This window comes from Syntrophales bacterium, from assembly GCA_023229765.1.
Taxonomy (GTDB): domain Bacteria; phylum Desulfobacterota; class Syntrophia; order Syntrophales; family UBA5619; genus DYTH01.
The window spans coordinates 1-26,522 of sequence record JALNYO010000046.1 but is presented as its reverse complement, the minus strand read 5'-3'; the positions used below and the strand labels follow the sequence as shown (position 1 = coordinate 26,522).

Annotated in this window: 33 protein-coding genes and 1 tRNA gene; 15 read left to right on the top strand and 19 right to left on the bottom strand. The window is 55.6% G+C overall.

From position 1 onward, the window contains the following. The first annotated feature begins 57 nt into the window (after positions 1-57). The 4 genes from rfaD to M0P74_16240 are packed head-to-tail and all read left to right on the top strand — an operon-like array spanning position 58 to position 3,161. Positions 58-1,029 (top strand): ADP-glyceromanno-heptose 6-epimerase, encoded by a 972-nt coding sequence (rfaD, locus tag M0P74_16255; GenBank protein MCK9365141.1) that lies wholly within the window; start codon positions 58-60, stop codon positions 1,027-1,029. 13 nt (positions 1,030-1,042) lie between these two features. Beyond that, a complete protein-coding gene (kdsB, locus tag M0P74_16250) occupies positions 1,043-1,786 on the top strand; it encodes a 3-deoxy-manno-octulosonate cytidylyltransferase (GenBank protein MCK9365140.1) in 744 nt (247 codons plus the stop codon). A gap of 13 nt (positions 1,787-1,799) precedes the next feature. After that, the gene (locus tag M0P74_16245; protein ID MCK9365139.1) at positions 1,800-2,735 is read left to right on the top strand and encodes a 1-acyl-sn-glycerol-3-phosphate acyltransferase; all 936 of its coding nucleotides are present in this window, start codon (positions 1,800-1,802) and stop codon (positions 2,733-2,735) included. 3 nt (positions 2,736-2,738) lie between these two features. Beyond that, positions 2,739-3,161 carry a hotdog fold thioesterase gene (locus tag M0P74_16240; GenBank protein ID MCK9365138.1) on the top strand — a complete coding sequence of 141 codons (423 nt, stop codon included), beginning with the start codon at positions 2,739-2,741 and terminating at the stop codon, positions 3,159-3,161. A gap of 4 nt (positions 3,162-3,165) precedes the next feature. Here M0P74_16240 and M0P74_16235 read toward each other — a convergent pair whose 3' ends face one another. The 4 genes from M0P74_16235 to M0P74_16220 form a co-directional block, all read right to left on the bottom strand. After that, a complete protein-coding gene (locus M0P74_16235; GenBank protein MCK9365137.1) occupies positions 3,166-3,624 on the bottom strand; it encodes a PaaI family thioesterase in 459 nt (152 codons plus the stop codon). 67 nt (positions 3,625-3,691) lie between these two features. Beyond that, on the bottom strand, positions 3,692-4,765 hold the full coding sequence (locus tag M0P74_16230; protein ID MCK9365136.1) for an agmatinase family protein: 1,074 nt from the start codon (positions 4,763-4,765) through the stop codon (positions 3,692-3,694). 221 nt (positions 4,766-4,986) lie between these two features. Further along, positions 4,987-5,322 carry a hypothetical protein gene (locus tag M0P74_16225; protein ID MCK9365135.1) on the bottom strand — a complete coding sequence of 112 codons (336 nt, stop codon included), beginning with the start codon at positions 5,320-5,322 and terminating at the stop codon, positions 4,987-4,989. Positions 5,323-5,461: 139 nt separating this feature from the next. Next, on the bottom strand, positions 5,462-5,965 hold the full coding sequence (locus M0P74_16220) for a hypothetical protein (protein MCK9365134.1): 504 nt from the start codon (positions 5,963-5,965) through the stop codon (positions 5,462-5,464). Positions 5,966-6,094: 129 nt separating this feature from the next. Between M0P74_16220 and M0P74_16215 the strand changes: the two genes are divergently transcribed. Next, positions 6,095-6,337, top strand: a complete 243-nt coding sequence (locus M0P74_16215; GenBank protein ID MCK9365133.1) for a hypothetical protein — start codon at positions 6,095-6,097, stop codon at positions 6,335-6,337. A 223-nt stretch (positions 6,338-6,560) separates the two neighbouring features. Further along, on the top strand, positions 6,561-7,679 hold the full coding sequence (locus tag M0P74_16210; GenBank protein MCK9365132.1) for a Fic family protein: 1,119 nt from the start codon (positions 6,561-6,563) through the stop codon (positions 7,677-7,679). Positions 7,680-7,756: 77 nt separating this feature from the next. Here the strand turns inward: M0P74_16210 and M0P74_16205 are convergent, their stop codons facing one another. The 4 genes from M0P74_16205 to M0P74_16190 form a co-directional block, all read right to left on the bottom strand. Then, the gene (locus M0P74_16205) at positions 7,757-7,990 is read right to left on the bottom strand and encodes a BrnA antitoxin family protein (protein MCK9365131.1); all 234 of its coding nucleotides are present in this window, start codon (positions 7,988-7,990) and stop codon (positions 7,757-7,759) included. 176 nt (positions 7,991-8,166) lie between these two features. After that, a tRNA-OTHER gene (locus M0P74_16200) sits at positions 8,167-8,256 on the bottom strand. Between the two features lie 148 nt (positions 8,257-8,404). Continuing rightward, positions 8,405-8,743, bottom strand: a complete 339-nt coding sequence (locus M0P74_16195; protein ID MCK9365130.1) for a DUF5615 family PIN-like protein — start codon at positions 8,741-8,743, stop codon at positions 8,405-8,407. A 14-nt stretch (positions 8,744-8,757) separates the two neighbouring features. Continuing rightward, positions 8,758-9,057, bottom strand: a complete 300-nt coding sequence (locus M0P74_16190) for a DUF433 domain-containing protein (protein MCK9365129.1) — start codon at positions 9,055-9,057, stop codon at positions 8,758-8,760. Positions 9,058-9,331: 274 nt separating this feature from the next. On the opposite strand from M0P74_16190, the gene M0P74_16185 reads away from it, so the two are divergent. The 8 genes from M0P74_16185 to M0P74_16150 all read left to right on the top strand — a co-directional run bounded on the left by M0P74_16185 (position 9,332) and on the right by M0P74_16150 (position 16,338). Next, positions 9,332-10,537, top strand: a complete 1,206-nt coding sequence (locus M0P74_16185; GenBank protein ID MCK9365128.1) for a clostripain-related cysteine peptidase — start codon at positions 9,332-9,334, stop codon at positions 10,535-10,537. Further along, on the top strand, positions 10,534-10,962 hold the full coding sequence (locus M0P74_16180) for a hypothetical protein (protein ID MCK9365127.1): 429 nt from the start codon (positions 10,534-10,536) through the stop codon (positions 10,960-10,962). Before M0P74_16185 ends, M0P74_16180 begins: the two co-directional genes overlap by 4 nt. A 19-nt stretch (positions 10,963-10,981) precedes the next feature. Then, positions 10,982-11,371, top strand: coding sequence for an HU family DNA-binding protein (locus M0P74_16175; GenBank protein MCK9365126.1), 390 nt, complete (start codon positions 10,982-10,984; stop codon positions 11,369-11,371). A gap of 179 nt (positions 11,372-11,550) precedes the next feature. Next, positions 11,551-12,030, top strand: a complete 480-nt coding sequence (locus tag M0P74_16170; protein ID MCK9365125.1) for a phospholipase D-like domain-containing protein — start codon at positions 11,551-11,553, stop codon at positions 12,028-12,030. 96 nt (positions 12,031-12,126) lie between these two features. After that, positions 12,127-12,903 carry an MBL fold metallo-hydrolase gene (locus tag M0P74_16165; protein ID MCK9365124.1) on the top strand — a complete coding sequence of 259 codons (777 nt, stop codon included), beginning with the start codon at positions 12,127-12,129 and terminating at the stop codon, positions 12,901-12,903. A gap of 13 nt (positions 12,904-12,916) precedes the next feature. Next, positions 12,917-13,891 (top strand): hypothetical protein, encoded by a 975-nt coding sequence (locus M0P74_16160; protein MCK9365123.1) that lies wholly within the window; start codon positions 12,917-12,919, stop codon positions 13,889-13,891. A gap of 53 nt (positions 13,892-13,944) precedes the next feature. After that, positions 13,945-15,063, top strand: coding sequence for a cyclopropane fatty acyl phospholipid synthase (gene cfa, locus M0P74_16155; GenBank protein ID MCK9365122.1), 1,119 nt, complete (start codon positions 13,945-13,947; stop codon positions 15,061-15,063). 9 nt (positions 15,064-15,072) lie between these two features. Continuing rightward, positions 15,073-16,338 (top strand): B12-binding domain-containing radical SAM protein, encoded by a 1,266-nt coding sequence (locus M0P74_16150; protein ID MCK9365121.1) that lies wholly within the window; start codon positions 15,073-15,075, stop codon positions 16,336-16,338. A 118-nt stretch (positions 16,339-16,456) separates the two neighbouring features. Here M0P74_16150 and M0P74_16145 read toward each other — a convergent pair whose 3' ends face one another. Continuing rightward, complete coding sequence (locus M0P74_16145; GenBank protein ID MCK9365120.1) at positions 16,457-16,984, bottom strand: YeeE/YedE family protein; 528 nt, start codon at positions 16,982-16,984, stop codon at positions 16,457-16,459. A gap of 121 nt (positions 16,985-17,105) precedes the next feature. Further along, positions 17,106-17,504 carry a YeeE/YedE family protein gene (locus tag M0P74_16140; GenBank protein MCK9365119.1) on the bottom strand — a complete coding sequence of 133 codons (399 nt, stop codon included), beginning with the start codon at positions 17,502-17,504 and terminating at the stop codon, positions 17,106-17,108. A 217-nt stretch (positions 17,505-17,721) separates the two neighbouring features. Between M0P74_16140 and M0P74_16135 the strand changes: the two genes are divergently transcribed. After that, positions 17,722-17,862: a hypothetical protein gene (locus M0P74_16135; GenBank protein MCK9365118.1), complete on the top strand. Its 141-nt coding sequence runs from the start codon at positions 17,722-17,724 to the stop codon at positions 17,860-17,862. Between the two features lie 414 nt (positions 17,863-18,276). Here M0P74_16135 and M0P74_16130 read toward each other — a convergent pair whose 3' ends face one another. The 9 genes from M0P74_16130 to M0P74_16090 all read right to left on the bottom strand — a co-directional run bounded on the left by M0P74_16130 (position 18,277) and on the right by M0P74_16090 (position 26,460). Further along, on the bottom strand, positions 18,277-18,696 hold the full coding sequence (locus M0P74_16130) for a response regulator (GenBank protein ID MCK9365117.1): 420 nt from the start codon (positions 18,694-18,696) through the stop codon (positions 18,277-18,279). Between the two features lie 124 nt (positions 18,697-18,820). Next, on the bottom strand, positions 18,821-19,429 hold the full coding sequence (locus tag M0P74_16125; protein ID MCK9365116.1) for a response regulator transcription factor: 609 nt from the start codon (positions 19,427-19,429) through the stop codon (positions 18,821-18,823). Positions 19,430-19,431: 2 nt separating this feature from the next. Continuing rightward, positions 19,432-21,012 carry a PAS domain S-box protein gene (locus tag M0P74_16120; protein ID MCK9365115.1) on the bottom strand — a complete coding sequence of 527 codons (1,581 nt, stop codon included), beginning with the start codon at positions 21,010-21,012 and terminating at the stop codon, positions 19,432-19,434. A gap of 51 nt (positions 21,013-21,063) precedes the next feature. Continuing rightward, positions 21,064-21,576: a nucleoside diphosphate kinase regulator gene (gene rnk / locus M0P74_16115; protein ID MCK9365114.1), complete on the bottom strand. Its 513-nt coding sequence runs from the start codon at positions 21,574-21,576 to the stop codon at positions 21,064-21,066. A gap of 20 nt (positions 21,577-21,596) precedes the next feature. Beyond that, positions 21,597-23,021: an NAD(P)(+) transhydrogenase (Re/Si-specific) subunit beta gene (locus tag M0P74_16110; protein MCK9365113.1), complete on the bottom strand. Its 1,425-nt coding sequence runs from the start codon at positions 23,019-23,021 to the stop codon at positions 21,597-21,599. Between the two features lie 2 nt (positions 23,022-23,023). Beyond that, positions 23,024-23,314, bottom strand: a complete 291-nt coding sequence (locus M0P74_16105) for an NAD(P) transhydrogenase subunit alpha (GenBank protein MCK9365112.1) — start codon at positions 23,312-23,314, stop codon at positions 23,024-23,026. Between the two features lie 128 nt (positions 23,315-23,442). Then, entirely contained in the window at positions 23,443-24,615 is a 1,173-nt protein-coding gene (locus tag M0P74_16100; protein MCK9365111.1) for an NAD(P) transhydrogenase subunit alpha, read from the bottom strand. A 56-nt stretch (positions 24,616-24,671) separates the two neighbouring features. Then, positions 24,672-25,106 carry a HEAT repeat domain-containing protein gene (locus tag M0P74_16095; protein ID MCK9365110.1) on the bottom strand — a complete coding sequence of 145 codons (435 nt, stop codon included), beginning with the start codon at positions 25,104-25,106 and terminating at the stop codon, positions 24,672-24,674. A 277-nt stretch (positions 25,107-25,383) separates the two neighbouring features. After that, positions 25,384-26,460: a sigma-54 dependent transcriptional regulator gene (locus M0P74_16090; GenBank protein ID MCK9365109.1), complete on the bottom strand. Its 1,077-nt coding sequence runs from the start codon at positions 26,458-26,460 to the stop codon at positions 25,384-25,386. Positions 26,461-26,522: the final 62 nt, after the last annotated feature.

The window sequence follows — 26,522 nt, the reverse complement described above, 5'->3', positions numbered from 1 at the left end:
TTGCGGGAATGACAAGAATGGGGAGTTTTGCAATTACCGCTGATATGAGGAAATAAAATGATCGTTGTTACCGGAGGAGCCGGGTTTATCGGCAGCGTCTTTGTCGGCAAGCTGAATGCCGAGGGACGAGACGACGTCATCATCGTCGATGATCTGGGGTCATCGGCGAAATGGGAGAATCTTGTGAAACGGCGGTATGTTGATTACCTCCACAAAAACCAATTTCTGGCGATGATCAAGGCGGATTGCGTCCCGTTTGCCGTGGATGCGGTTGTCCATCTCGGCGCCTGCTCGGCGACGACCCAGCGCGATGCCGGCTATCTGATGGAAAATAACTTTCATTATACTTCCATCCTTGCCGAATGGGCGCTGACAAAGGACGTCCGTTTTATTTACGCGAGTTCGGCTGCGACTTATGGCGATGGCGCGCGGGGCTTTTCCGACAGCGACGCCATTACCCAAACCCTCCGGCCGATCAACATGTACGGCTACTCGAAGCACCTCTTCGATCTGAAAATCCTGCGGGAGCAAAACACGGCGCGAATGGTCGGCGTGAAGTTTTTCAACGTCTTCGGGCCGAACGAGTACCACAAGGGCGAGATGACGAGCGTCATCTTCAAGGCGTTTCATCAGATCCGCGAAACCGGCCGGGTGAAGCTCTTCAAGTCGTACAAAGCGGAATATCCCGACGGCGGCCAGAGACGCGACTTTGTCTATGTCAAGGATTGCGTTGATGTTTTATGGTGGCTACTGAACCATCATGATGTAAACGGCATCTTCAATCTCGGGACGGGAAAGGCGCGGAGTTGGAGCGAGCTGGTCGGCGCCGTATTCGCGGCGATGGGACTGCCCGTTGCGATTGATTATATCGAAATGCCGGAGGAGCTGCGCGGGCAGTATCAGTACTTTACCGAGGCGAAGATGGATAAACTCCGGCAAGCGGGATGCCCGGCGCGCTTCGGCGCGCTTGAGGAAACGGTGGTCGACTATGTCAAAAACCACCTTCTTCAGAGGGATTCATATTTATAAGGATTTAATATCTATGCCGAAAATTGTCTGCGTAATTCCTTCGCGCTACCATTCGAGCCGCTTTCCCGGCAAACCGCTTGCCGATCTCTGTGGAAAGCCGATGATCCAGCATGTCTATGAGCGGGCGCTGCATGCCGGAGGCGTCTCTTTTGCAATCGTCGCGACTGATGACGAGCGCATCTTCAAAGCCGTTGCGGGCTTTGGCGGGAGGGCGGTGATGACCTCCGCCGCCCTCCGTTCGGGAACGGACCGGATCGCCGCGGCGGTGGAAAATATCGGGCTTGCCGATGACGATATCGTCGTCAACATCCAGGGCGATCAGCCCCTTTTCGAGCCGCTGCAGATAGGCGAAGTTGTTGTGCCGCTGCTCGAGGACGCCTCGATCCCGATGTCCACGCTGATCTACCGGATCGTTCGCGATGAGGAGATTGTCCATCCCAACGCTGTCAAGGTTGCCTTTGACCATAACGGGTTTGCCCTCTACTTTTCACGCGCGACGATTCCTTTTGTCCGCGATCAGGGCAAGAAAGCCGAATACTTCAAGCACCACGGCATCTATGCCTACCGTCGCGCTTTCCTGCGTATTTTCGCCGGCCTTCCCGATGGAACGCTGGAAAATCTGGAGTCGCTCGAGCAGCTCCGGGCGCTTGAGTATGGCTATCGCATCAAGGTTGTCGAAACGATCCACGATTCCGTCGAGGTTGATACCCCGGAGGAGCTGGCACGCGTCGGACGGATTATCCGGGGCGAGGAATAGGCAGGAGGTAATTATGATCGACATTGAATACTTGAAGAGAATAACAGTCGTTTCCAAGCCGTTTGCCCACAAGGTGATTGCAAATCTGCTTTTGTGGCCCAATTACCATCTGTTTGCCCACGTCGATATTCAGCTCGAAAACATCGAGCGGATTCCCCGCGATGAAAGCGTGATTTTCGCGATGAACCACACCGACCGCTTCAACTACTGGCCGTTTCAGTACAAGCTGTTGAGGGCCAGGGAATTTCCGTTCACGACGGTCTGGGTGAAGGGGAAATACTATAAAAATGAGCTTCTTGCGAAGGGACTCGATATCTGTCACCTGATTCCGGTGCCGTCGATGGGGTATCTGATCGAGGAGTATTACCGCAAACGTTTCAACACCAGGATGGACAAGGGGCTCTATCGCACCGTCAAGGATATTATCGAGGGAAAGATCGCCGAGTTTGGTCCGGCGGAGCGCATTGCCCTTGATGCGATTGAGGCTATGGGCAATAATTTCGTGGCGTTTGTTCACGAGCAATACGACGGAATCATGGAAAAGGTCGCGGAGTTGAGCCGGTCGGCGCTGCTGGAAAAAAAGCTGAGCGTCATCATCTTTCCGGAGGGCACCCGCTCGCTGAAGCTTGCCGAGGGGCGTACCGGCGTTGCCCAGCTTGCCCTGAACACCGAAAAGCGGATTGTCCCGGTTGCCTGCAACAATTCCGACGAGGTCTATACGGGAAGCCTGCCGTTTGCCAAAAGCGGCCGCATCACCTACCGGATTGGGGAACCACTTTCCGTTCACGACAAGCTTGAGCCTTACCGAATTGCCGAACCATTCAGACTGCTGTCCCGGGAGTCGCAGAAGCGCTACAAAACGCAGTTTGAGGGGGTGACGAAAATCGTGATGGAGAGTATCGAGGCGATGCTTGACGACAAATACAAGCAGCACCCGGAGGCTACATAACCAATGGATGACCCTGTGCTTGTGGCAATCGAAAAACAGGCGGCAAAAGAGCCATTTGCCCGAAAACTGGGGTTGCGGCTGATTGAGCTGGCACCCGGCCATGCTGTCGTCGAGATGGATCCGCAGGCGGATTTGGCCAATATTTTCGGCATGACCCACGGCGGGGCCATTTTTTCCCTGATTGACGAGGCCTTCGAGGTTTCCTGCAATGCCCACGGGACGGTTGCGGTTGCGCTCAGCATGAATGTTATCTATCATCAGGTCCCCGACCAGAAAAGCAGGTTGCGCGCGGAAGCGGTGGAGATTCACCGTTCCGCCCGTACCGGCACCTATGAAATCAAGGTGACGGATGAGCGCAATGCCCTCATAGCCTCCTGTACGGCGCTTGCCTACAGAAAAAAGGACAGACTGCCCTTTCTTGAATAAAAGGTTAGAGAAATTTAGGAGGAAGATTCTTCTCCCCCGCCAAATCAGCAGCATCTTTAATTGTCTGAAGGCCCTGAACAACCATCAATTTTGAAACCCCATGGGCCAGTTGCTTGTCTTGTTGATCAAAAACGGTCGCTTCTGCCAAACACATGGTTCTGCCGATTTTGATGCTGCGTCCTTTGACGAGCAGCTTGCCGGAATTGCATGCGGCGAGGTAATCTACTTTGAGATCAACCGTTATAAAGCCGGCAGCTTCAGCAAGCTCACAATACACCGCCCAATAAGCGGCTGTATCGATCGCTGAGGCATAGACTCCGCCATGCAGGCCGCGAAACGGATTTAAATGTTTCTTCCCGATGTCGAGCTCGACTGTCGCATAACCTGCGCCCATCTCTTTCACAACCATGGATAAGTGTTTGAAATAGGGGCTCTGGTTTATGATCTTCAGGACTGTTTCCACATGTTTCGGATTAAGGTCAGGCATAATTATCTCTTTCCCATAAAAAAATTACGCTACGGCCCGGTTGCTAAACAAGATCGGGCAACTTCTGCGATCGGATGAGAGCGCCACACAACTTGTAGAGGAGGCGAGCGCCGACATTGCCGTCCCATTCGCCATGCTTCTCCGAGGCCACTTCGCACAAATCAAAGCCCACGATGCTTCTGCCACTTTCACATAACTGTTCAATTAAATAGACGCCCTGTTGATAGGTCAGGCCGCCGGGCACCGGGGTTCCTGTAAATGGGCAGTTGGCCGGTTCCAGGCCATCGATATCAAAAGACACATAGACATTCTGCGGTAATGCCTCGATGATCCTGTCAACAACAGACTTAAATGAGCGCCCCTCTGCCAAAGCGCGAAATATCTCGTCATTATAAAATGTTGCGATCTTGGGATGAGTTGCGGCCAGACTATGCTCCGCCTGTGAAAAGTCGCGAATGGCGACGGACACCAGCCTGGTCACCTCGGGAATGTCATGTAAGACATTGTACATGATCGAAGCATGGGAGTAAATAAATCCTTCGTAGGCCTCCCGCAAGTCATGGTGGGCATCGATATGAAGAATCCCAAATCCTTCCTTGCCGGATCGTCGCGCAAGGGCTTTGAGCAATCCGAGCGGACAGCTATGATCACCGCCGACAAGGCCGACACGTTTGCCCTTGTCTATCCAATGGCTTGCGCACTTTTCAATTAGTTGCGTAACGGCATGGGTCGCCTCATTCACCCTTGCAAGCGCCTTGCGATCAACATCCGTCCGGCGTCCGGTCTCGAGCGCTTTGATCACCTTTTTCGCAGCGGGCGCATTGCGAATGCTGAGCCGGCGGATCTGCGGGTCCTCATCCAGAAGGGCAATCCCCGCCTTGTAAACGCCTCCCCAGCGCACATCGAACAGATCAAGCTGTACGCTTGCCGCGCTGATTGCCAGGGGACCATCCATGGTCCCCTTTCCATACGACGTGGTCAGATCAAACGGCGCGGGAATCAACACCAAAGCAGCATCTTTGGGGTTGATCATCGCCCCGAATATCCCCCCATCCTGTGCCGCCGGCTGACCCAGCGCCAGGTTGCGCAATTCCGCTTTGGTTTTTTCTGAAGTCATACCTTGAGCCTTTCCCCTGATATGCAATCCCTGATACCCCGCGCGTCGAACGTACCGCTCCGGTTATCGGATCGTTTCTGAAATGTCAAGTTATTGATACTTCACTTATTGAATAAATTGGCGGAAGTGCATGGGAACCGAATGCATGCGCCATTTTGTAACCATTTGTTATGATTTCCATAATATCATGTTGAAAAATGCTGGGGGAAATTTGGGGGAAATCAACTGCGATTTTGTCCTCCCACAGTGCCGGTATCTTCCCGACTTTTACGAAGCCTTTTCTCTTCATCAAATGCAATCATCTCTTTTGCTTTTTTCAACTGCTCGTCTGTTGGTTCAGGAAGGTTTTCAAACCACTTGGTCCAACGTTTCCCTATGCCTTTAATTGATATTTCATCAATCATTCCACGGTCGGCTTGAAAAGCTATGATGGGAAACAATTTTTTGGGGATGCTATTTTGTTCTATAAAACGCTTGAATATCCAGAGGTAAGTATCAACGAGTTCCAGCCCAGCGCTATTATTTCCTGTGGCAAATGAAACCGGCGTAGAAGGCATGCCACTGTAGTCGATCTCTGGAAGCCCAGGTCCATTTATGAACGATACATTTTTATTCTTTGCATAAAACTCAGAGAGCGTCCGCCACCCCATCAGGCGGTAGGCAGACGTCGGGCAAGGGCGTCGCCGGCTCTTTCCGCTACCCCATGGCCGTCACCGCCCTTGCTGATTCTCGCGCGGTGTTTTCTTTCCATACCGCATGCTTTGCGCCTACCTGCTCATTTGGTTCTGCTCCTCCGTTCCCGAGATCTGCGCGGTAGTCGGCTGGCGTTGCAGTCGCCGGGGTCGCGCCGCGGCGTCGCTCCCTGCCGGCTTGGTGCACCGTCTGCCGCGTCTTTCTCCCCGGCCCTCCCTCGCGGTTGCCATTGTCCGTCGTTGCCGGGCTGTGCGCCGCCCCTCCTGCCGCTTGGCATCCGCACCCGTCCGCCCCAAGGGGCTCTCTCTCGGCCTCCTGGTCAGGCCGGACGACCGCTGCGCGGCGACCGGCCCGGCCGTCCGGGCGCGCTCTGAGAACCCAGGTCAAAAAATGAAACCAGTGATCAGCGAGGGGTGTTTCAGATGGCGTAGAATGGGGGCTGTTTTTCACCGTGGGTGGCTCGTATCGGCATTCTGCCTCTCTCCCCGCTACCGGCGCTGCGTCCAATGACGCCGCCTTGAGCGGGGTCTGCGCAAGATGACCCGCCCATGCCTCTTCGACTGATCGGGAGATGCCTTTTCCTCATGAACATGCTAAGAAACGCCCTTCATAACCTTTATGGCTTTGGTTTGAACGATGACAACAACAGATGAATCCCTACCGGCGCAATTGACGCGCGAGGCCATGCACTCACTGGTCTGGAAAGAGCCGATGCTCAAGGTGGCAGCCCGGTATGGCGTATCCTCGAGCTACCTGGCCAGGATCTGCAAGCTCATGAATGTTCCCCGCCCGGGGCGGGGCTATTGGGCCATGCGCGGGCTGCCGGCAAAAAGCCTCCGATCCCGCCGCTGTCTCCTCCTCTGCCGGGGAACCAACTGACTTGGTCACGGGGCGGTCACAATGGCAGTGTGGCCTTGCCGCTGCCCCATCCGCCTGTACGCCGGCTTGAAACACTCGTCAATAAGCAGAAGGAGAATGATCCATTCGTTATAAGGCAACCGATGCGGAGAATAACGATCATGTTAGCCGCAAGATATGCGGAGATTATGCTTGCCTCTGCGGAGAATATGCGGCATAATTCCCTCCAGGGGTGCTGAATATCATGAACTACATTTACCAGAGAAAAGAATGGCCTAAGATGACCTGGGACGCCGAGCGGTTGGCCGGGTCCCTGGCAGGCGTCCGTCATCGGCAGGGGCGCCTCATCGGGCGGATGGAGGGCTTGGGCTTTTCGCTCCGCAATGAGGCGGTGCTCCAGACGCTGACCGAGGATGTGCTCAAGTCCAACGAGATCGAAGGTGAAAAGCTGGACAGGGAACAGGTGAGGTCCTCCATCGCCCGGAGGCTGGGGCTCGACGTCGGGGGCCTTGTGGCGGTGGACCGGCATGTCGAGGGAGTGGTGGAAATGATGCTCGACGCCACGGGGCATTATGCCGATTCCTTGAACGAGGAGCGGCTCTTTGCCTGGCACGCGGCCCTGTTTCCTACGGGACGTAGTGGGATGACCAAGATCGCGGTCGGCCGCTGGTGTGACGTTCAATCCGAGCCCATGCAGGTGGTGTCCGGGCCGATTGGCCGAGAGAAGGTGCATTACCAGGCCCCTGAGGCAAAGCGGGTCCCTGGGGAAATGGCTGCTTTCTTAAAGTGGTTTAACGCGCCCCCGGCGATCGATCCGGTTATGGCGGCAGGCCTTGCCCATCTTTGGTTTGTGACGATCCATCCTTTTGAGGACGGCAATGGCCGGATTGCCCGGGCGATCGCCGATATGGTTCTGGCGCGCTCGGAAAGTAGCCACCAGCGTTTTTATAGCATGTCGGCGCAAATTCGTTTGGAGCGAAACGCCTATTACGATGTGTTGGAAAGGACCCAACAAGGCGGCCTGGACATCACGCCTTGGCTGGAATGGTTCTTGGGCTGTCTGGATCGCGCCATCGAAGGGGCGGAGCAGATCCTGGCCGGTATCTTCCACAAGGCCCGCTTCTGGGAGTTTCATGCCAAGAAGCCCTTCAATGAGCGGCAGCGGATGATCCTCAATCGGCTCTTTGACGGTTTTGAAGGAAAATTGACCTCTTCTAAATGGGCCAAACTGGCCAAATGCTCGCAGGATACGGCTTTCCGAGATATTGACGATCTGGTGAAACGCGGGGTTTTGGTGAAGGAACCGGGCGGGGGGCGAAGCACGAGTTATGCGCTGGTCATTCATCCCTCGTCATCAAGCTAGCCCGTTGGACGAGCCGATTAATCACAGTGGCCCCTTTTTTTGTCTTTCGGACTGTCAAAAACTGTGAAAGCGATGGTTCAAGCCGATGTCTTCAATCGTTCCGCGATCCAGAACTTTATGACTGATTGCCGGGTAACGCCAAGCTCACGAGCGGCCTGGTCAAGACGTTCGATCATCCAGGCGGGAAAATCGACGTTGACCCGACGTTGTTCCAATCGGGGACGGAGAATATTATCAAGGATGCAGTATTCCAAGACATCTTCGCCAGCATCAAACTTTTCGTCAAACTCCTTTGCTGTTATGGTCTTCATAAAGCATCTCCTCGTTTTTTCGGGAGCGGCGCACGGAAATGATGCGAATACGGCCTTCCCTGAGCGTTACGACGGCGGTCCAGAATTTTCCTTCGATTTTCCCTATCGTCAGTGGCGAGCGGTGTGTCACAGTGTGTCAATAATGGGTAAGAGGGAAACTGTCAAATCTTGTAAATTGGCGGAAGTGCATGGGAATCGAACCCACCTGAGGAGGTATTAGCCCCTCACACCGGATTTGAAGACGGAAATTTAAAATAGGCGATTCCCCATCATAAATTAATCGCTTACGTTTCAAACAGTTAGAAAGAGCATTTTGGATCAGGTTAGGTTTTCTGGGAAAATTTTCGGTTAGGACGGTTACATTTTAGTTACATCGTCCTGCCGCCGAATCCACCCGTTTCCACAGCCTATTCCTCACAAAAACTCGATCCGATTCCTGAAATCCTCCCGGCTCGCCAACCCGACCTTTTTCAGCAGTCGCCGGAGCGTCTCCCCGATGGGCATCTGGCGGGAAACGATGATCCCCCAGTGCTCCCTGTTTTCCCGAGCATACTGGTTGTGGAGATGGACGAAATCCCTGACGTTGAAGGTGACGAGGCAGCGCTCCTCCTGTACGGCAAAGGCGAGCTGCTCGCCGTCCGATTTGCCTTTGCGCTTCAGGTCCTGGGCATGGACGACGTCATATCCCCTCTGCCGCAGGGCATGGGACAGGCCGGTGTGGATAGCCTCGTCCAGGAACAGTTTGAGTTTCATCGCTCGCCGTTACGCTATTGCCGCGCGGGATGGGCCTGAACCTGGCTCTTCCAGTATTCGATGTTTCCCGCCTCTTCCAGATCCACGTTGATCTCGTCCTGGTGGTCGAAGTAGTAGGCCAGGGCGGAATGTACCTGGGACGGGGTTAGATGGTGAAGGCTGTCAAGGATCTCGTCGATGCTCATGCCGAGCTGGTAATACCCGGCAATGCAGTTGACGGTGATCCTGGTCCCCGCAATCACCGGCCGTCCTTCGGCGATGCCGGGATCCGACGTGATGTAGGGGTAATCCAGTTTTTTGGCTGTCAGCGACATATGGCACCTGCTCTCTTCTAAGAACCGCTCCCTCCTCCGCGTACCGAGCATCTCAAGGAAACAGTTTGATTTCGCTATCAGAATAGATGAGATCGGCGAATCTGTCAATTTGAAAGTCATCAGTAAATGAACGTCTCTTCTTGTTCATGATGTCGCACGGCGGTGCCGGGGACAAAAAATTCTCTGCCTAATGTGTCTATAGCGTCTATAGACGCCCTGTTCTTAGACTTTTTCATTTCTGTGCTTCTACCATGCTTTCAAAAAGGAGGCGCATATGGAAAAGGCAGGAGAAGACAGGGGGAGCAACGCAGTTCACCGAACCGCTGGCCAGGCCAAATGGACCTTCCTGGTTTACATGGCCGGGGACAACAACCTCGACGGCGCAGCCCTCCGGGACATCGCCGAGATGGCCAAGGCCGGATCCACAAAAGACGTTAACATCCTGGTCCAGCTCGACCGGATCGAAGACCAGAAGACCCGGCGCTTCCAGATAACCCCGGGCGGCGGGTTTAAGAAAGACTGTATCGATACCTTCAGCGAAACCAACACCGGAGATCCGCAAATCCTTTACAGCTTCGCGAAATGGGCGGTGGATAATTATCCTGCCGATCGCTACGCCCTCATCCTCTGGAACCACGGCAGCGGCTGGTGGGAGGATGCCAAAAGTCGGTCCGCCGGTCCTGCCAGCAAGAGGCCGCGCCGAAATCTCTTCCGTCACAACTTTCCCCAAACGCACCGCAGCATCTGCTACGACGACACCTCCGGAGGCGATGCCCTGGACAACCGGGAACTGAGGGTCGTCTTGGCCGGGGTCTGCGCCCTCCTCGGCCGAAAGATCGACCTCCTGGGCATGGATGCCTGCCTGATGAACATGGTGGAGGTGGCTTGGCAGCTTCGGGACTCCGTGCAAGTGATTGTCGGCTCGGAGATCGAGGAGCCCTTCGACGGCTGGCCCTATGCCGAGATCCTCACCCGCCTGGTCAGCAGGCCCCGCCAAGACGCCGCTACTTTTGCCCGCTGGATCGTTAAAAGTTACCTCGCCTCCTACCAGGGGAAGGGCGAGATCGTCACCCAGTCCGCCCTGGATCTGAGCCGCAGCGCCGACGTGGTGACGAAGATCGATACCCTGTCGGAGGTCCTCGTTGCCGCCCTCGAGACCGATGCCAAACCCGTCGCATCCGCCTGGAAGAAGAGCCCCCGCTTCTATGACGACAACTACATCGATCTCCTTTGCTTCGCCAAGCACCTCCGCAGGAAGGCCGGTCCAGATCTCCTGGCCAAGGCCGATGCCCTGATCACCGCGTTGAGGTCGGGCAAGGGGCGGCTGATCCTCCGCCAGGGCAAGATCGGCAGGGAGGTCCGGGGCACCGGTGGCCTATCGATCTATTTTCCCGGCGATCGTATCAATCCCGCCTACCGGGCCCTCGACTTCTGCGCCGATTGCCGGTGGCCCGCCTTTCTGGAGAGGTTTCTGAAATGACCGACAGTGCCAATAACAGCAACGACCGGTACAACCAGCTCCTCCTGGAGAGCATCGGGAAGCTCTCCGGCCAGACCGAGGAGCTGAACCACCGTTACGCCGCCCTGGACAAGACGATCTGCCTCCTCAAGCAGGCCTACGAAGCCAGTCTCCAGACCGACCACCAGGTCATGGCCGATCTTCTGGCCCAGGTCCGCCGGATTACCACCATTGTCGAGGACCTTGCCTGCCGGGAACACGCCCGGCGGATCCGGGAGTTCCAAGGCCGGATTGCCGCTCTTGAGGCTTACGTTACGCCATCGAAGTGGGCGACCCGGTTCATCGCCGCCTTCTTCCAGAAGACGGGCTGGGTCTTCGGTGCTCTGATCATCGGCTCGATCGGCTACGCGATCTATCTCGTAGCCGTGAAGATCGTGCAACCCTAACCAAAAGGAGGACCAAACCATGGCAAAAGCAAGCAGAGTCGGAAGGAATGACCTGGTCGGGACCGTGGCCGGCACCACGGAGCTGACCAAGGAGAACGCGAAGAAGGTGGTGAACGCGGTCCTGGAGGGGATTCTCACAGTCCTTGAACAGTCGGGCACTCTCCGGCTGGCCAACTTTGGGACCTTCACCGTCAAGGAGACCAAGGAGCGGCAGGGGATCAACCCCAAAACGCAGCAGCCGATCACGATCCCGGCTGGCTACCGGATGGGCTTCAAGGTGTCCCAGTCCTGGAAGAAGGGGATGGTGCTGCGGAAAAGGGAACAGGAGCGGGACAAGGTCAAGGTCCAACTGCCCAAACCGGCCCCGAAGGCCAAGGTGGCGGCCAAGGCCAAGGGAAAGAAGAAGTAAACCCATAGGCCGGAGACGCCTCCGGCGAAACTGCCCGCCACATCGCAGCCCAGGTGTGGCGGGCTCTCCCTTTGTCAGGGGGGTGGATTTGGGGGGGGTAGGGGGGGCCAAACCAAAGGAGTGCCACCATGACCAACTCCATTGTGTCGGAGGGGGAATCAAGGAAGGGGGAATGATGGATGGCTAGCACCGCAGGAACAAGGGTGATCTTCTCGCCAAAGGGCGGCACCTCGAAGGAGCTTACCCGGCTGATCAAGGCGGCGAAAAAGGAGATCGCTGTGGCCGCCTATGCCTTCTCCTCGAAATATCTTGGCCAAGCCTTATCTGCGGCCTTGAAGCGCGGGGTCAAGATCCGGATCATCCTGGACGGGGACAATGCCCAGAAGTCCTACTCCATCGACGAGTGGCTATCCGGCGAGGGGATCGCGGTTCGGTTCATCGAGATCAAGCGCGGCTCGCTGCACCACAAGTTCATGCTCATCGACAGCAAGATCATCATCACCGGCAGCTACAACTTCACGAACGAGTCGGAGTTCCGGAACTACGAGGCCGCCATCTTCACGAATCACAAGGGACTGATTCAATCCTTCACCGCGGAGTTCGAACGCCTCTGGTCCCAGTGCGCACCTGACGAATCAACGGTTCAACCGCCCCATTGATGCGGAAGCCGCGGGGGCCCCGCAGGGCGCCAATTGAGGCGTGGCGGATTCTGGGGGAGGGGTAGGGGTGGGGGCGCAAACAAAATGGAGGCAGGCATGGTGCATCCAATCCCGGGCAGTGGTCTTGCTCAGGCGTACCTCATCACGGACGAGAAGGACGGCCTGATGGTGGTCGACGTCGGCAGCGTCGGCGCCGCCCAGGCTGTTGAGGATTTCTGTGTCCACACGATAAAGCGTTCTCTCATGGCGATCCGGATCATCGCCGCCACCCATTTTCACATCGACCATATCGGCGGGATAGCGGCGCTGCTCGCGAAGTGTTCCCCGAAGACGACGGTCCTGTTCCATCCTCTTGTGAAGGCGTACCTGAAGGCGGGGCGGCCACTTTCCCCCATGCGGAACTGGGTCACCGGCCTCGTTCCCACATTGATCGGAGGCGCATTCGGCATCCGGAAATGGTCCGATCTGGCTTTCGAAGGTCCGGCCGGTGTGCCCCTGCCGTTTTTCCGGGATCATCAACGCGTCTCCTATGCGGACCGGATCAGGTATCTCGAAGGGAATCGCCTTCCCCGTTCCCGGATTGGCTTTGGCGGCTGGGAGGTGATCGCCGCACCGGGCCATACGGAGGAGTCGGTGGTTTACTACAATGTGGCCTCCGGGGAACTCATTGCCGGCGACCTGATCCTGGGGCGTAAGAGCGGTCGGGGTTACGTGAATCGCTTCTGTTCGGATGAGGAAAAAACCCAAAGAACCTTTGCCAGGTTGTCGGAAACGCTCTGCGTCCGGATCATTTTTCCGGGCCATGGACCGGTGATCTGGTCCGCTGAGAATGCCTTCCGGAAGGTCGATTCCTTCGGTGAGAAGCTCGTATAAAAGGAGGCAGGAGATGGAACCTCTTCCCAAGCTGGAACGTATCCGGCGGCTGACCCTGACACCAGGCATGAAATTCGTCTGCATGTCCGACATGCACCGGGGGGACGGGTCCGGGGCGGATGACTTTGCGCAGAACTCCCTGATCTACCGTTGCGCCCTGGAGCATTACCTGGAAGAAGGTTTCATCTACATCGAACTGGGGGACGCCGAGGAGCTCTGGGAGAACGACAACTTTGATCAGATCTACATCACCCACACGTCGGTCTACGAGCTGCTAGCGCAATTCCATCATCCGGATCCGGAGAAGTCCCGGTACCTGAAGGTGTGGGGAAACCACGACCTCTACTGGAAGGACAACGAGACCGTCTATCGCACGCTATTCCCCGGCATCGAGATCCTTGAGGGGATAATTCTGGAGCCGGGGGTGCGAGTGGGTGGCGGTGAAGGGAGCGGTGGCGCTATCCTGCTCCTGCACGGCCACCAGGCAGACCCGAAGTGTAGCGGGGACGCCGCTGCCGTTAGCAGGTTCTTCGTGCACAACTTCTGGCCCGATCTACAACGCTGCGGCGTCAAGGACCCGACCCGGGCCGCCCTCAACCCCGGCCTATGCAACGAGGTGGACAAGCGTCTCCATGAATGGGCGAAGCGCAACGATCAGGGGATCGCCGCCATCATCGCCGGCCACACCCACCGGGCGGTCTTCGAGAACCTTTCGCTGACGGAGCAGCGCTACCTGGAGTCCAAGGTCAAGACCCTTGGCATCAAGATCAACCATCAGCTCGACGAAAGCTATTACAACACCGGTTCCTGTGTTCATCCGTTCTGTATCACCGGGATCGAGATCACTCTCGAAAACGGCCCATGTCTTCGGTTGGTCAAGTGGGGCCAGGCGACCGCGGGGAATGCGGTGACCATCCAGAGGACGGTACTTGAAGAAACAGATCCGGGCGGCCAGTCGGGGGATCCGATTATGGGTGGAGGCGGATAACAAGCGGTGGGAAGCAGCGGAGGTCAGGAAGAGGGCGGGATTGGAGGCGAGACATGAATAGTCACCGAAAGATCATCGAGCCATTGCTTTCCACTGCCGGCGTCCGGATCAACGGCCCTGATCCCTGGGACATCCAGGTGCGGGATGAGGGATTCTATGCCCGCGTGCTGAAAGACGGAAGCCTTGGGCTTGGGGAATCCTACATGGATGCCTGGTGGGACTGCGCCCGGATCGATGAATTCATCTGCCGCATATTGCGCGCGCAATTGGAGCAACAAATCAAACCGGGCTGGCCGCTCGTTTTGAGGGCGGCGGTGTCGCGCACATTCAATCAACAATCGCGGCGCAGGGCATTCGTGATCGCCGACAGGCACTACAATATCGGCAGCGATCTGTTCGCGGCGATGCTCGGCAAATCCATGGCCTACACGTGCGGCTACTGGTTGAGAGCCGCAGACCTCGACACGGCTCAGGAAGCCAAATTCGATTTGATCTGCAGGAAGCTGGGACTCCATGCGGGGATGACGGTCCTGGATATCGGCTGCGGCTATGGCGGCTTCATGAAATACGCCGCTGAAAAATATGGAGTCAAGGCGATCGGAGTCACGGTTTCCAGGGAACAGGCGGTCCTGGGCAGGGAAATATGCGCGGGGCGCCCGGTCGAAATCAAGCTCCAGGACTATCGTGATCTAAGCGGGCAATTCGACCGCATTGTCGCCGTGGGCGTCCTGGAACATGTGGGCTATAAAAATTACCGGAATTTCATGCAGGTTGCCCGGCGTTGCCTGGCCGATGACGGTCTTTTTCTTCTGCACACCATCGGCAAAGAGCTCTCGACTACGACCACGGTGGACCCCTTCATGACAAAATATCTTTTTCCGGGAGGCAATATGCCGTCCATCGCTCAGATCGGCGCCGCCGTTGAAAAGAGCTTTGTCATGGAAGATTGGCACCTGATCGGTCCCGATTACGACAGGACACTCATGGCCTGGTTTGAAAACTTCGACGCAGGCTGGGATCGGTTGAAAGCGAAATACGGCGAGCGGTTCTACCGGATGTGGAAATACTACCTGCTTTACTGCGCCGGGTCCTTTCGCGCCCGGCATGTTCAGCTTTGGCAAATCGTCTTCTCAAAGCATGGCGTCCCCGGAGGCTATGAGGCGATTCGGTGAGGTACGATCATGAAGATAAAGCTCATATCGGCGGCGGTCCGATCAAAATCGAAGTGGTCTCAGATCATGACCCTTTCCCTGCCGGCGGTGGCGGCTGCCACTCCTGAAGGGCACGAGATTGCCATCGAGGACGAAAGGGTGAAGCCGATCCGCCTGGACGACCATCCCGATCTCGTGGGGATCTCCTTCGAGGTATTCAGGGCCTACCGGGCCTATGGGATTGCCGATCATTACCGACAACGGCGTGTGCCCGTGGTTCTGGGCGGGATGCACGCCTCGGTCATGCCGGAGGAGGGGTTGCAACATGCCGACGCGGTGGTGGTAGGCGAGGCCGACGAAGTGTGGCCGCGGGTCGTCGCCGATGCGGCGGCAGGGCGGATGCAAGGTATCTATATGGGTGAAACGCCTGTTGACCTGGCCAAGCTTAAACCGCCCAGACTGGACCTGCTTGATGCTTCCCGCTATTTTCCGCTTTATCCCATCGAGGCGACTCGGGGCTGTACCCATGCCTGTGCCTTCTGCTCCACACGTTATGTCCATGGTCTGGGATTCCGGACCCGGCCGGTCGAACACGTCATCGCCGACATCGCGCGAGCGGGCAACAGGCTTATCGCCTTCCTGGACGACAACCTGGCGGCTGATGAGGTGTTCGCGAGAGAGCTTTTCACGGCGATGATCCCCTATGGGAAGAAGTTCTTTATGCAGTCCCATGTGCTGCTCGCAGAAAACGCGGAGTTACTCTCCCTGGCCGCCAAGGCGGGCTGTCTCGGCGTCTTTGTGGGGGTCGAGTCTGTCTCCGCTGCCGCCCTTTCCGAGGCAAACAAAGGGTTCAACAAGGTCGAGCGTCTCAAAGACAACATCGCGCGGTTCCATGATCGCGGCATCCTGGTGGACGGGGGAATCATCTTCGGATTCGACACTGACACGCCGGACGTGTTCGACCGGACCATCGAAGCCCTCAAAAAGGTGAAGATCGACAGCGTCGCCGTCAACATCCTGATCCCCTATCCGGGGACCGAGTTCTACCGGAAGTTTGAGAGGGAGGGACGGATCATCTGTACCGACTACTCGAAGTTCACGGGCGGCGCGGTGATTGTGAGGCCGAAGAACATGACCGTTGAGCAGCTCCAGGCAGGCTATAACCGGTTCACGAAGGATTATTATCGGATGATGGAGATCGTTTACCGGGCCTTCAAGCAACCGAACGCCGTGGCCACGATCACCCGGCTCATTGCCAATGTGGGGCACAGGGTGAACTGTATTCTCATGAAATGAATACTTACTTTTAAGGATACTGATGCCATGAATCCTGAGTGTTCTGGCGATACCATCGCACAGGCCGGTTCGTAGATAGCAGGCCTGAGCCGGTCCGTGGGGTATGTAGTACGAGAGATTACAGCCCCTTTTTTTCAAACCAACGGAATAGGGCGATGAAGGCAACAACCAGGATGACGATCACGATCCAGTGGTTGATCCCGAGGACCCCCGGCAACGTGATCTTCCCGAAATCGCCCCAGGTCAGCACCGTTGCCTTCATGAGCGGATACACCTCCGCATAAATTCCCGCCCCAAGGATCATTCCCAGAAGGCCGAAAAGGCTGTCGTAACGGCCCTCCCCGAGCGCTCCCATGGCGGTTGCGGGACAGTAGCCAACGATTCCCCAGCCGATGCCGAAGATCAGGCCGCCCAACACGTTTCCGCCGAGGGTCAGCGTTTTTATGGAAAGCTTCACCAGCCCCAAATCGTAGAGCAGATAGATGCCTATCATGGCCACGAGGATGTTCGTGAGCATAAACTTGACGATGGTCATATCCCTGAGGCGAAGGGCTGCGAGCTGTTTGTCGTAGCGGATTACCTGCGCCTTCTGGAGCAGGAACCCGAACAGCACCCCCGTAATGAGGCCGGTCAGGAGTTCATTCATGGCTTTTCCCTCCCCCGTACAGGATTCTGGCCATGATCACCCCGGCCAGGAAGAAGCAGAACAGGGAAACATAACCGCTGAGGGCTACCTGAGCCAGACCGCTCAGGCCGTGACCGCTCGGTCACCCATCCGCGAGACGTGCCCCAAACATGGCGATCATCCCGCCGAGAAAGGCGATTGTCCAACGCTGGGTTCGGGACGCCCCAAAGCGATTCTCCCACATGGACGGGACAGCCACCGCCCGCCGTTCCCCCGACAGGGACGCCGAGATCAGTGAACCGAAGAGGACTCCGACTACGAACAGGAACTGCCAGTCGATCTTCACCTTCTCCTTGAGGAAGTACTCCATGCCGGCCACCTTCTCCGGCGCAACGGCCTGTTCGACAAAGCCCGCCGCCCGCACGAATGTGGTCGAGGCACCGAAGTATTTGCCGGTGAGGAAAACGGATAGGACGAGAAGAAGTCCGGCCAGCGCCCCTGCGACATAGGGAGACCACGTTTTTTCCCGTAAGACGTTCATAACCCTTTACCTCCTTTCTTTGAACTGAATCGGCTGGAAAGGAACCGAGTGCCCGCTCACGAGTTGTATGAAGCCTGACCGTGACTTGCCTCCATCGGTTGCAGGAAACTCATCCATACGACGAAGCGAGAGCACCTTCATAGTCTCCTTGTTTTTCCTGCATGCATATCCTAACAATCCGTTTTAGCTCTTGATCTGCAATCGGTGACATAGAGCGTTGAGACTTATCACAGCGGCACCGATATCTGGCATTCCGGCAGCGGAGAGCGCCAGCCGTTATAAGCCTGATTACGGCATCATCGTCATTTACGGCATCAATCAATATTTCCTGATCACAGGGGATGGGGCAGACAAATGAGTAGATCATAGCCTGTACTCCCTTGAATCGGATATCTTTTTTATATGGCAACTGTCCACATGTTCATGTCTCGGCATTCGCGCCGCCTATCGAACATCTGCTTTTTCTTCGGGCAGACGGCCAACGATCATGCAAGGCGTTCGTTGACGGATGACGGTCACTGTTTGCATAACGACACTATCCCCAGTAGGTAGCCGTAAAGTTTTCTTGAACGTTTTCTTTCTCTTGAATGATCCTCGAGCATTTTTTCTTTTCCAAGCTGCCCGTTCTTTCCAAAAGGCTCAGTCGGCTGCTCCCGGCGGGCGCAGTCCGGCAGGTGTTTTCATTTCCAATTCTTCTGAAATATTGATCGGCTGTCCATTCCATATTCCACCTTCCTGTGTTCGTTTCTCGGCAACATGTCCGAATAAATACTCATTTGTCTCTTTCGGCATATTTCGAACGGCCCGGTACCTGTTGGCTGCTGCGTTCAAGGGCTGCCCCTATGGCGTCCGTCAGCAAAGAATCACTGAGCGGTTTCTGTAAGAAGGCCACGGAGCCTGCCTGCATAGCTCGTTCACATACACCCGGATCGTCGTAAGCCGTTATGAAGATGATCGGCAGTAAGATCCCGGACTCCTGAAGCCTCTTCTGCAAATCGAGGCCGTTCATGCCTGGCATACGGACGTCCACGATCGCACAACCATGGTCATGAAGCGGTCCTTGCTGGAGAAACTCGAAGGCGGAAGCAAATGTCCTGACTTCGAATCCCATCGATCTTAGCAGTCTCTTCAAGGAATTGCGGACCGATTTGTCGTCATCCACAACAGAGATGACGGAATCAATTCCATGCATGGGTCATTCCTCCCGCGGCCGCATCAACACATCGCAAGCCGACGATCAATTTCGGTTCAACAATACCTGAGAAGGGAAGGAAAAAATATTGGACTTTAGGCCCAGAACAATCGGATCCCGGGGATTATTTCAATCGTTCGGAAACACGCACCAGATCCGCCAAAGATTGTACTGCCATTTTCTGCATGACTTGGGCTCGGTGCGCCTTGACGGTCTTTTCCGTTATCCCGAGTTGGAAAGCGATCTGCTTGTTCAGCATCCCGGTGACAACCAGCCCGAATACCTGTTTCTCCCGCTTAGTCAATCTTTCCCAATGCTTTCTGATGGTGTGGCGCTCGCCCATCCGTTGTCGATGCTGAAAGTCGTTCCGGATGGCCCGGCGGATGGCGTCGAGCAGTGTTTTATCGTCGAACGGTTTTTCGAGAAAATCAACAGCCCCTGCCTTCATCGCCTGAACGCTTGCCGGGACATTGCCAAAGCCTGTAATAAAGATAATGGGTATGGATCGATTGACCGCGGTCAATTCTTCCTGAAGCTCCAACCCCGTCATCCCCGGCATCTTTAAATCCAGAACAAGACAGCCTGGTCGATCCGGAGGATTGAAGACGAGAAAGTCCCGGGCAGAGGCGAACGTATCCACGTCAAGTCCTATTGATCGGACCAGCCTGGCGAGACTTTTGCGAACCGACGCATCATCGTCGATCACATACACGATGGCCTTGGTATCCACCATGACTACGAGGCTTCTCCTTTGTGGGCCGACAGGGTAAAGTAGAATATCGCTCCGCCTTTGGGATTGTTTTCAGCCCATATTCGTCCTCCATGAGCCGAAACGATGGTTTTAATGATCGAGAGACCCATCCCAAGACCGTCCGGCTTGGTGGTGTAGTAGGATTCAAAGCAGCGTTCAAGTTCGCTTGCTTCCAACCCCGTTCCTGAGTCCTCAACGGCAACGATAACGCTGTCCGGTCCATCACCTGAGGTGCGAATGGCGATTTGACGTCGCTGAGGTTCTACATGCGCCAAGGAATCGCATGAATTCATGATCAGGTTCAGAAGAATCTGCTGCAATTCTACGCGACCGCAGCGGACAGGAGCGATGTCAGGGTTCAAAGCCTGGGTTACATGGACATTTTTATCAACGAGCTCGCCATGGAGGATTGTCAGCACCTCTTGGATGACCGTATTGACGTCGCAAATCGCCTGCGGAGACTCTTTCTTCTTCAGGAACGACCGGAGATGCTGGATCACATCGGCCGCTCGCCGATCATCGTCGATGATATCCCCGAGCGCGTCGCGAACCTCCGCGATGTCGGCGGCAGTGCCCGAGGAGAGGAAGCGCTGGGCCGCCAGGGCGTTATTCATGATTGCCGTTAGGGGCTGATGGATTTCATGGGCTATCGAGGCGGCAAACTCGCCGACAGTTGCCAGTCGGCTGACTTGGGACAATTCTTCCCGTTGTTGCCGCAGCATTTGCTCGGTCTGCTTGCGCTGCGTGATATCCCGGGCCAGATGGATGGCCCGTTGCATCTCGCCGTTTTCGCCCATGATCGGAATAGTCGTGATCGCAAGATGGTGTTTCATGCCGGCGCTGTCATGGTGAATGTGTTCCACCGTCGCCTGTTGCCCTGTTTTCAATGATTCCGCCAACGGGCATGACTCAGATGAGCACGGTGTTGATCTGTGGTGGTTCAATTCGTAACAGCTCTTTCCGATCGCGTTTTCTTTATTCCGCCCGCAGAAATGGAGGAATTGCTTGTTCGCATGCAAGATGGAATAATTATTCGTGTCCACAACAATCATGGAATCCATCAGATTATCCAGCACCGTTTCAAGGAAATCCCTTGCCGTTTTCAGTCTCTCCGCTTCCCGCATGTGCGCGGAGAGGTCGCGGAAGATGCCCATATGATGGTGCACTCCGCCGATCATAACGGGCGCAGAGATGATGTCAGCGTGAAAGATCGAGCCGTCTTTTCGCAGTACCGGCATCTTCTCGGCAACAGCGTTTTCCCCCTTGACCTGCTTTTCAAACTCCTCCAGGACATGCGCCCTGTCATTCGGCGGGTGGATGTCGTCGATGGAAAGATTCACGAGCTCTTCTTTCGAATACCCCAGCATGGCGCAGATTGCCGCATTGGCCTCAAGAAATCTTCTGGTTGTCGTATCAGCGATGAGAATTCCATCGCTGGTTTTGTCGAAACATTTCCTGAAGCTTTCCTCCATCCAGAACCCGTCCACGATTGCCTGTCCGGCGGCCCGGTGCCGATTCAGCCCGGCTCGCGGCATTTCTCGTGTCGGTTTACGCTTTACTGCCATCCTCTGTATCTCCTGGTTTCTTCGCTTCAGGGAGCCCAAGAATATCATCGGCTACACCGAATTGTTGCCCTTTGACTCTGACTGGCAGAGGATTTCCTCGATTCTCAGACGCTTTAATCCCGAAGGAACCTCCCATTCCACGACATCCCCCACCCGGTACCCAAGAAGCGCCGTTCCTATCGGGGCAAGGATGGAAATCTTGTTGTCCGCAATTTTTGCTTGAGCAGGAAAGACGATGGTGTATGTCGCCTCTTCTTTTGAGTCGATATCCAGAACACGAACGTGAGAGTTCATGGTAATCACATCTTTCGGAACTTTTTTCGGGCTGACCACCCTTGCCCGATTCAGCTCCTTTTCCAATTTGTCCAGATTTGGATTCGGCTTCGGGTTGTACGCCCGGACGCCTTCAACCAAGTCCCTCAATCTATCCATGTCCGATTTCGAAATGTAAATAGCCTTGTCTGCCATAGTCATGTCCTTTCTGTATTCTTGCTGCTCTGAGTATATCCCCTCTGGAAACGGGGCGTCGGTCGTGAAACGGGTTGGCTGCTGCAATACTACCACGGATGTGCCCCGGCAGCGATCTAACCGATTCTTTCCATAAACAGACGCAGCGTTTGTTTAGCGTCTCCCAACATCAGAATGGTATTTTCGTTATCATAAAGAGGGTTGTCAACGCCTGAATATCCGGGGCGTCTATCCAGATTGCAGACCACGACGGTCTTTGCCTCGTGCGCGAGTAAGATCGGCATCCCCGATATCGGGGTTCCCTCTACATGGATGGCCGCGGGATTGACCACATCGCAGGCCCCGACGATCAGCACAAAATCCGTTCGGCTGAACTCCGGATTCACGTCATCCATCTCGTGGAGCATTTCATAGTCCGCCTCTGCTTCGGCCAGGAGCACGTTCATGTGTCCGGGCATTCTTCCCGCAACCGGATGGATTGCAAATTGCACGTCCTTGCCCATCTCGATCATCTTCCGAGCAAATTGAACGACCTCGAACTGGGCCTGCGCTATCGCCATTCCGTATCCGGGGATGATCACCACGTTCTTTGCCTTCTTCAGAGCCACAGTCGCCCTTGCCAAATTCTCTTCCACCGCCGTTTCCCCAGTCAGTTGTGTTGTTGACGGCCGCGTTGCACTGCCCAGGGCGGTCTTCGGCGTTTCTCCCTGAATGATTCCTGAAGATTTTCCCCTTGAAACGCCGAAAGTCTTCAGCAACGACCGGTTCATCGCCCGGCACATGACATGGGTCAGAATCGATCCGGAAGAGGCAACGGTGGCCCCGCAGGCGATCAGCAGCCGGTTCTCCATGATGATCCCGCAGAAAGCGGCGGCCAGTCCGGCTGTGGCATTCAGAAACGAGATGAGCACGGGCATGTCGGCGCCGCCGATCCTCATTGAAAACAGGATTCCCAGGGATATGGATACGGCGATCAGCCCGATGAGGTCATATCGTATTGCGGCAGCATGCATATTGAAGCTGAAAACCCCTAAAAAGAGGATGGCAATGATATGGGCCATCAGCCATAGTCCATGACCGGGCAGAGATTGCGGAGTCTGCCGGATCCTGTTTGCTAGTTTGCCGCCGGCAATCACGCTGCCGCTGAACGTTGCGGCGCCGATCACGATCCCGATGATGCCGGACAATTCGTTGAGAACGGCTATGCTGCCCGCACCCCTCGTCAGCTCCACATAGGAAACCAGAAACGCCGCGATCCCGCCTGCGCCGTGCTGAAAGGCGATCATCGCCGGAATCTGGATCATATTGACCCTCATGGCAACGGCATAGCCCAAGGCCCCTCCCGTGATCAATGCAACGATTACCGTTGCCGGATCCAGGAGATGATGCCGCAGGAGCACCAGAAGCAGGGCGCAGATCATGGCCGCCAAGGCGGTTAGATTGCCTAGCCGCGCCCCTTTCGGAGTTCTGAACTGCCGGAACGCGCCGATCAGCACGAGGATCACGGCCAGATCGAGGATTAGATCATATGATGAATTCATGACTATTCCGGTCCTTTGTTCTTTTTAAACAGCGAAAGCATCCGGGCAGTGATTGCAAAACCGCCGACGATGTTGAATGAGGCTGTAATCAAGGCGATTGCGCCAAGGATCCTTTCGATCGGCGTGGGATCCACCGCAAACAGGATGAGGGCTCCCAGGATCGTTACCGCGGAGATGGCGTTCGTCATCGACATCAATGGCGTATGAAGCAGCGGTGGAACGCGTAAGATCAGCACGTAACCGACCCCGAAGGAAAAGGCGAACACGCCGAGCATCAATAGAAAATTGGTCATGATAAGCTCCGATAACGTATTGTCAGATTTAACGAAGCGCATTCACTGTGTTCATCCAGAACATGCGCGATTCCGAGCGTCAGCATGAACATCGCGGGTATCAGCAACAGATCGATCATAGTGGACACCTAAACAAGATGATCAAAATCTCCGAGCGCCTTCAGCGTGCCCTTGTGGACGATTTTGCCGTCGAGTGTGATCAGAGAACTTCGGACGATGTCATCGTCCATGTCGAAAGCGCCGATGCCCTTTTTGAACAGGTTCTCGACGTAGTAGTACATATTGTTCGCATAGAGCCAGGTCGCGTGCACGGGCACCGACCCGGGAATGTTCTTGATGCCATAGATGAAGACGCCGTGCTTGATCGTTTCGGCGCCCGGCTCCGTGATCATGCAATTTCCGCCCTGATCGATGGATACATCGATGATCGCGGATCCGGGCTTCATCTTGGCGACCATGGATTCCGTAATAAGAACGGGCGCCGTTTCACCCGGAACCAGGGCGCAGAGCACGATGATGTCCGCATCCGCGACCGCACCTTCGATCTCGCCGCGCTCCCTGACCAGCCATTCTTCGGGAAGGGCTTTGGCGTACCCGCCATCTGCCAGGGCATGTTCGACCGGGATGTCGAAACCTGCGACCTTGGCTCCAAGACTGAGCGCCTCCTGGCGCGCGGTGGGCCGAATATCCACCACCTTGACCACACCGCCGAGCCTTTTGGCTGTGGCGATTGCCTGAAGACCGACAACGCCTGCCCCTATGACCAGGACGTTCGCCGGCTTGATCATACCGATGGCGGTTCCCACCATGGGGATCAGTTTCGGAAAACGGTTTGCGGCGATCAGAACGGCTTTGTAACCGGTGATGGTACTCATCGATGTCAAGGCATCCATGCGTTGCGCCCGCGATATCCTGGGGATGCCGTCCATCGAGAATGCGCGGATTTTTCGGTCGCGAAGCTGCTTTACCATGTTGTGATTGGACGGCGCGGCCGGATGGAGAAACGTGATCACTGTTTGCCGTTCCCTCAGGAGGTCTATTTCATGCCGGCCATGCCTTTCGTCAAACAGCGGCTCCTTGACCTTCAGAATGACATCGGCTCTGTCGAAAACCGTCCGTGCATCGGGTCCAATCTCCGCTCCCGCATTCTGATAATCATCATCGGTATGGTACACGCCGGCGCCGGCGCCGGTTTCAACGATCACGTCGAAACCCAGTTTGCGGTACTTCACTACCGTTTCGGGTATTGCCGCGACTCGGTCTTCTTGCGGCATGATTTCTTTAGGCACTCCGATCCACATGACTGATTTCCTTTCGTAAAAAGACAGGTTGTTATGTTTCGAACCCGGACACGCGGCTAACCCTTGATCTGTTCGAGTGACATTCGAACAGCCTTGTGAAGAATCGGCGGCTGGGGATCTTCCAGCAGCCGTTTCATGCCGTGGATGACTTTGCTAGCGTTTCGATTTACGGCTGCTTCTCCGAACTTGCCCTTCTTTGTGCAATGGCCCAAAACCTTGCCCAGCGCATCGGCGGCGAGAATCCGCACATCGTAGTAGAGGTCCTCACGCATCATGATGGCGTACACCTCATCGATGAGTTCCGGCGATGGATTCCTGATGTCTGCCAGGTATTCAATCGCCGCTTCCCGCAGCCGCCAGTTGTCATCGTAGCGGAGAACCCGTATCAGTTCGCTTTGGCAGTCCCCCAGCTTTCCAGTTTTCGCCAGTTTCTCCATACGTTCGAGTACAGGACCCCAGTCTTTCAGATTTCCAAATGTATTGTTCTCCATGTCTCTCTCCTGTGGGTGTCCTTAATTTATGCAGCTCTTCCACCGGCTGGTTCATGGAACTGACCTTTGCGGGGCCAGTGACGCTCTCCCAGGAATGCCGGATGTAAACAAGATAGTGCACAGGATGTGCCAATCGACGGGAAAACAGGATTTAAGAGAAAACGCCCGCGAATACAGAGTGTTCTGGATCAGGGAGGGCAGACAAGTATCCGGATCGGAAGCATTCGGCCGTTGCTATCCGCAACATGCGTTGCGCTTAGCAACGGCCGAGGCAATGCTAATGCTTGAGAAGGTCTTCTTCTTCGATCTTGAGTCTTTGCATCATGCGCCACAGCGTTGTTCGGTTGATGCCGAGAATTGAAGAGGCCTTTGCCCGATTTCCGTCGGTGGATCGAAGCACTTCAATGATATGAGTCCTGCCGATCTGTTCCAAGGAATGGTCGGATATACGGTTGCAGGGATCAAGCGGGAGGGAATCATGAAATTGCGGCGGCAGGTTTGCGGGGGATATTTCGCGGACATCCGTGAGAAGGACTGCCCGCTCGATCACGTTTTCGAGTTCCCGCACGTTTCCCGGCCAGGCGTAGGTTTCGAGCATATCCAGGACTTCTGCGGAAATGGCGTCGATCCTTTTGCCGTTTTCTTCTGCATATTTCTTCAGGAAATGTCGGGCGATAATCCCGATGTCTTCTCTGCGTTCACGGAGAGGCGGCAGATGGATCTCCATCACTTTGACCCGATAATAGAGATCTTCCCGAAATTTATCTTCCTTCACCATCTGTTCGAGATTCCGGTTGGTGGCGGCGACAATCCGGACCGCCACCTTTTTCCTTTCCGTGGAGCCTACCGGTTGAATTTCCCCACTTTCCAGCACTCTTAGAAAAACCTGCTGCAACCCTGGTCCCATATCGCCGATTTCGTCGAGAAAGATCGTGCCGCCTTCTGCCGTCTCAAAGATGCCCCGCTTGTCCCGAATCGCCCCTGTGAACGAACCCTTCGCGTGGCCGAAGAGCTCGCTTCCGGCGAGATTCTCGGTGAGGGCGGCGCAGTTCACGGGAATGAAGGGCTGGGCGGCGCGGACGCTGTTGAAGTGAATCGCGCGGGCAACCAGTTCCTTGCCGGTCCCGGTCTCACCGCGAAGCAATACCGTTGTCTTGGCATCCTTGATCTGTTCGATGACCCGATACACCCGGATCATGGCCTCACTGCTGCCAATGATGTTTTCGAACCGGTACTTCTTCCGGAGCTGGCTCTCCAGGAGGATGTTTCTGGCAGCGAGTGTTATCTTCTTTATGTGGCCAACCGGATTATGTGGTCTTACGCCCTCATTGTCCGCATTGGAGACACATTGCATCGTTTTATGGTAACATAATTTTTCGGTACTCGGTATAGACTCTCTCCATCAAATATATTTAG

Excerpts from the sequence above, each read along its gene's own strand:
- M0P74_16170 (MCK9365125.1), top strand. The coding sequence starts at position 11,551 with ATGGCTAGCACCGCAGGAACAAGGGTGATCTTCTCGCCAAAGGGCGGC.
- M0P74_16130 (MCK9365117.1), bottom strand. The coding sequence starts at position 18,696 with ATGCATGGAATTGATTCCGTCATCTCTGTTGTGGATGACGACAAATCG.
- M0P74_16225 (MCK9365135.1), bottom strand. The coding sequence starts at position 5,322 with ATGCCTTCTACGCCGGTTTCATTTGCCACAGGAAATAATAGCGCTGGG.
- M0P74_16180 (MCK9365127.1), top strand. The coding sequence starts at position 10,534 with ATGACCGACAGTGCCAATAACAGCAACGACCGGTACAACCAGCTCCTC.
- M0P74_16205 (MCK9365131.1), bottom strand. The coding sequence starts at position 7,990 with ATGAAGACCATAACAGCAAAGGAGTTTGACGAAAAGTTTGATGCTGGC.
- M0P74_16110 (MCK9365113.1), bottom strand. The coding sequence starts at position 23,021 with ATGAATTCATCATATGATCTAATCCTCGATCTGGCCGTGATCCTCGTG.
- cfa (MCK9365122.1), top strand. The coding sequence starts at position 13,945 with ATGAATAGTCACCGAAAGATCATCGAGCCATTGCTTTCCACTGCCGGC.
- M0P74_16120 (MCK9365115.1), bottom strand. The coding sequence starts at position 21,012 with ATGGCAGTAAAGCGTAAACCGACACGAGAAATGCCGCGAGCCGGGCTG.
- M0P74_16125 (MCK9365116.1), bottom strand. The coding sequence starts at position 19,429 with ATGGTGGATACCAAGGCCATCGTGTATGTGATCGACGATGATGCGTCG.
- kdsB (MCK9365140.1), top strand. The coding sequence starts at position 1,043 with ATGCCGAAAATTGTCTGCGTAATTCCTTCGCGCTACCATTCGAGCCGC.
- M0P74_16145 (MCK9365120.1), bottom strand. The coding sequence starts at position 16,984 with ATGAATGAACTCCTGACCGGCCTCATTACGGGGGTGCTGTTCGGGTTC.
- M0P74_16165 (MCK9365124.1), top strand. The coding sequence starts at position 12,127 with ATGGTGCATCCAATCCCGGGCAGTGGTCTTGCTCAGGCGTACCTCATC.
- M0P74_16175 (MCK9365126.1), top strand. The coding sequence starts at position 10,982 with ATGGCAAAAGCAAGCAGAGTCGGAAGGAATGACCTGGTCGGGACCGTG.
- M0P74_16095 (MCK9365110.1), bottom strand. The coding sequence starts at position 25,106 with ATGGAGAACAATACATTTGGAAATCTGAAAGACTGGGGTCCTGTACTC.
- M0P74_16245 (MCK9365139.1), top strand. The coding sequence starts at position 1,800 with ATGATCGACATTGAATACTTGAAGAGAATAACAGTCGTTTCCAAGCCG.
- M0P74_16195 (MCK9365130.1), bottom strand. The coding sequence starts at position 8,743 with ATGAAACTCAAACTGTTCCTGGACGAGGCTATCCACACCGGCCTGTCC.
- M0P74_16190 (MCK9365129.1), bottom strand. The coding sequence starts at position 9,057 with ATGTCGCTGACAGCCAAAAAACTGGATTACCCCTACATCACGTCGGAT.
- M0P74_16100 (MCK9365111.1), bottom strand. The coding sequence starts at position 24,615 with ATGTGGATCGGAGTGCCTAAAGAAATCATGCCGCAAGAAGACCGAGTC.
- M0P74_16230 (MCK9365136.1), bottom strand. The coding sequence starts at position 4,765 with ATGACTTCAGAAAAAACCAAAGCGGAATTGCGCAACCTGGCGCTGGGT.
- M0P74_16150 (MCK9365121.1), top strand. The coding sequence starts at position 15,073 with ATGAAGATAAAGCTCATATCGGCGGCGGTCCGATCAAAATCGAAGTGG.
- M0P74_16185 (MCK9365128.1), top strand. The coding sequence starts at position 9,332 with ATGGAAAAGGCAGGAGAAGACAGGGGGAGCAACGCAGTTCACCGAACC.
- M0P74_16105 (MCK9365112.1), bottom strand. The coding sequence starts at position 23,314 with ATGACCAATTTTCTATTGATGCTCGGCGTGTTCGCCTTTTCCTTCGGG.
- M0P74_16160 (MCK9365123.1), top strand. The coding sequence starts at position 12,917 with ATGGAACCTCTTCCCAAGCTGGAACGTATCCGGCGGCTGACCCTGACA.
- M0P74_16090 (MCK9365109.1), bottom strand. The coding sequence starts at position 26,460 with ATGCAATGTGTCTCCAATGCGGACAATGAGGGCGTAAGACCACATAAT.
- M0P74_16140 (MCK9365119.1), bottom strand. The coding sequence starts at position 17,504 with ATGAACGTCTTACGGGAAAAAACGTGGTCTCCCTATGTCGCAGGGGCG.
- M0P74_16240 (MCK9365138.1), top strand. The coding sequence starts at position 2,739 with ATGGATGACCCTGTGCTTGTGGCAATCGAAAAACAGGCGGCAAAAGAG.
- M0P74_16210 (MCK9365132.1), top strand. The coding sequence starts at position 6,561 with ATGAACTACATTTACCAGAGAAAAGAATGGCCTAAGATGACCTGGGAC.
- rfaD (MCK9365141.1), top strand. The coding sequence starts at position 58 with ATGATCGTTGTTACCGGAGGAGCCGGGTTTATCGGCAGCGTCTTTGTC.
- M0P74_16215 (MCK9365133.1), top strand. The coding sequence starts at position 6,095 with ATGACAACAACAGATGAATCCCTACCGGCGCAATTGACGCGCGAGGCC.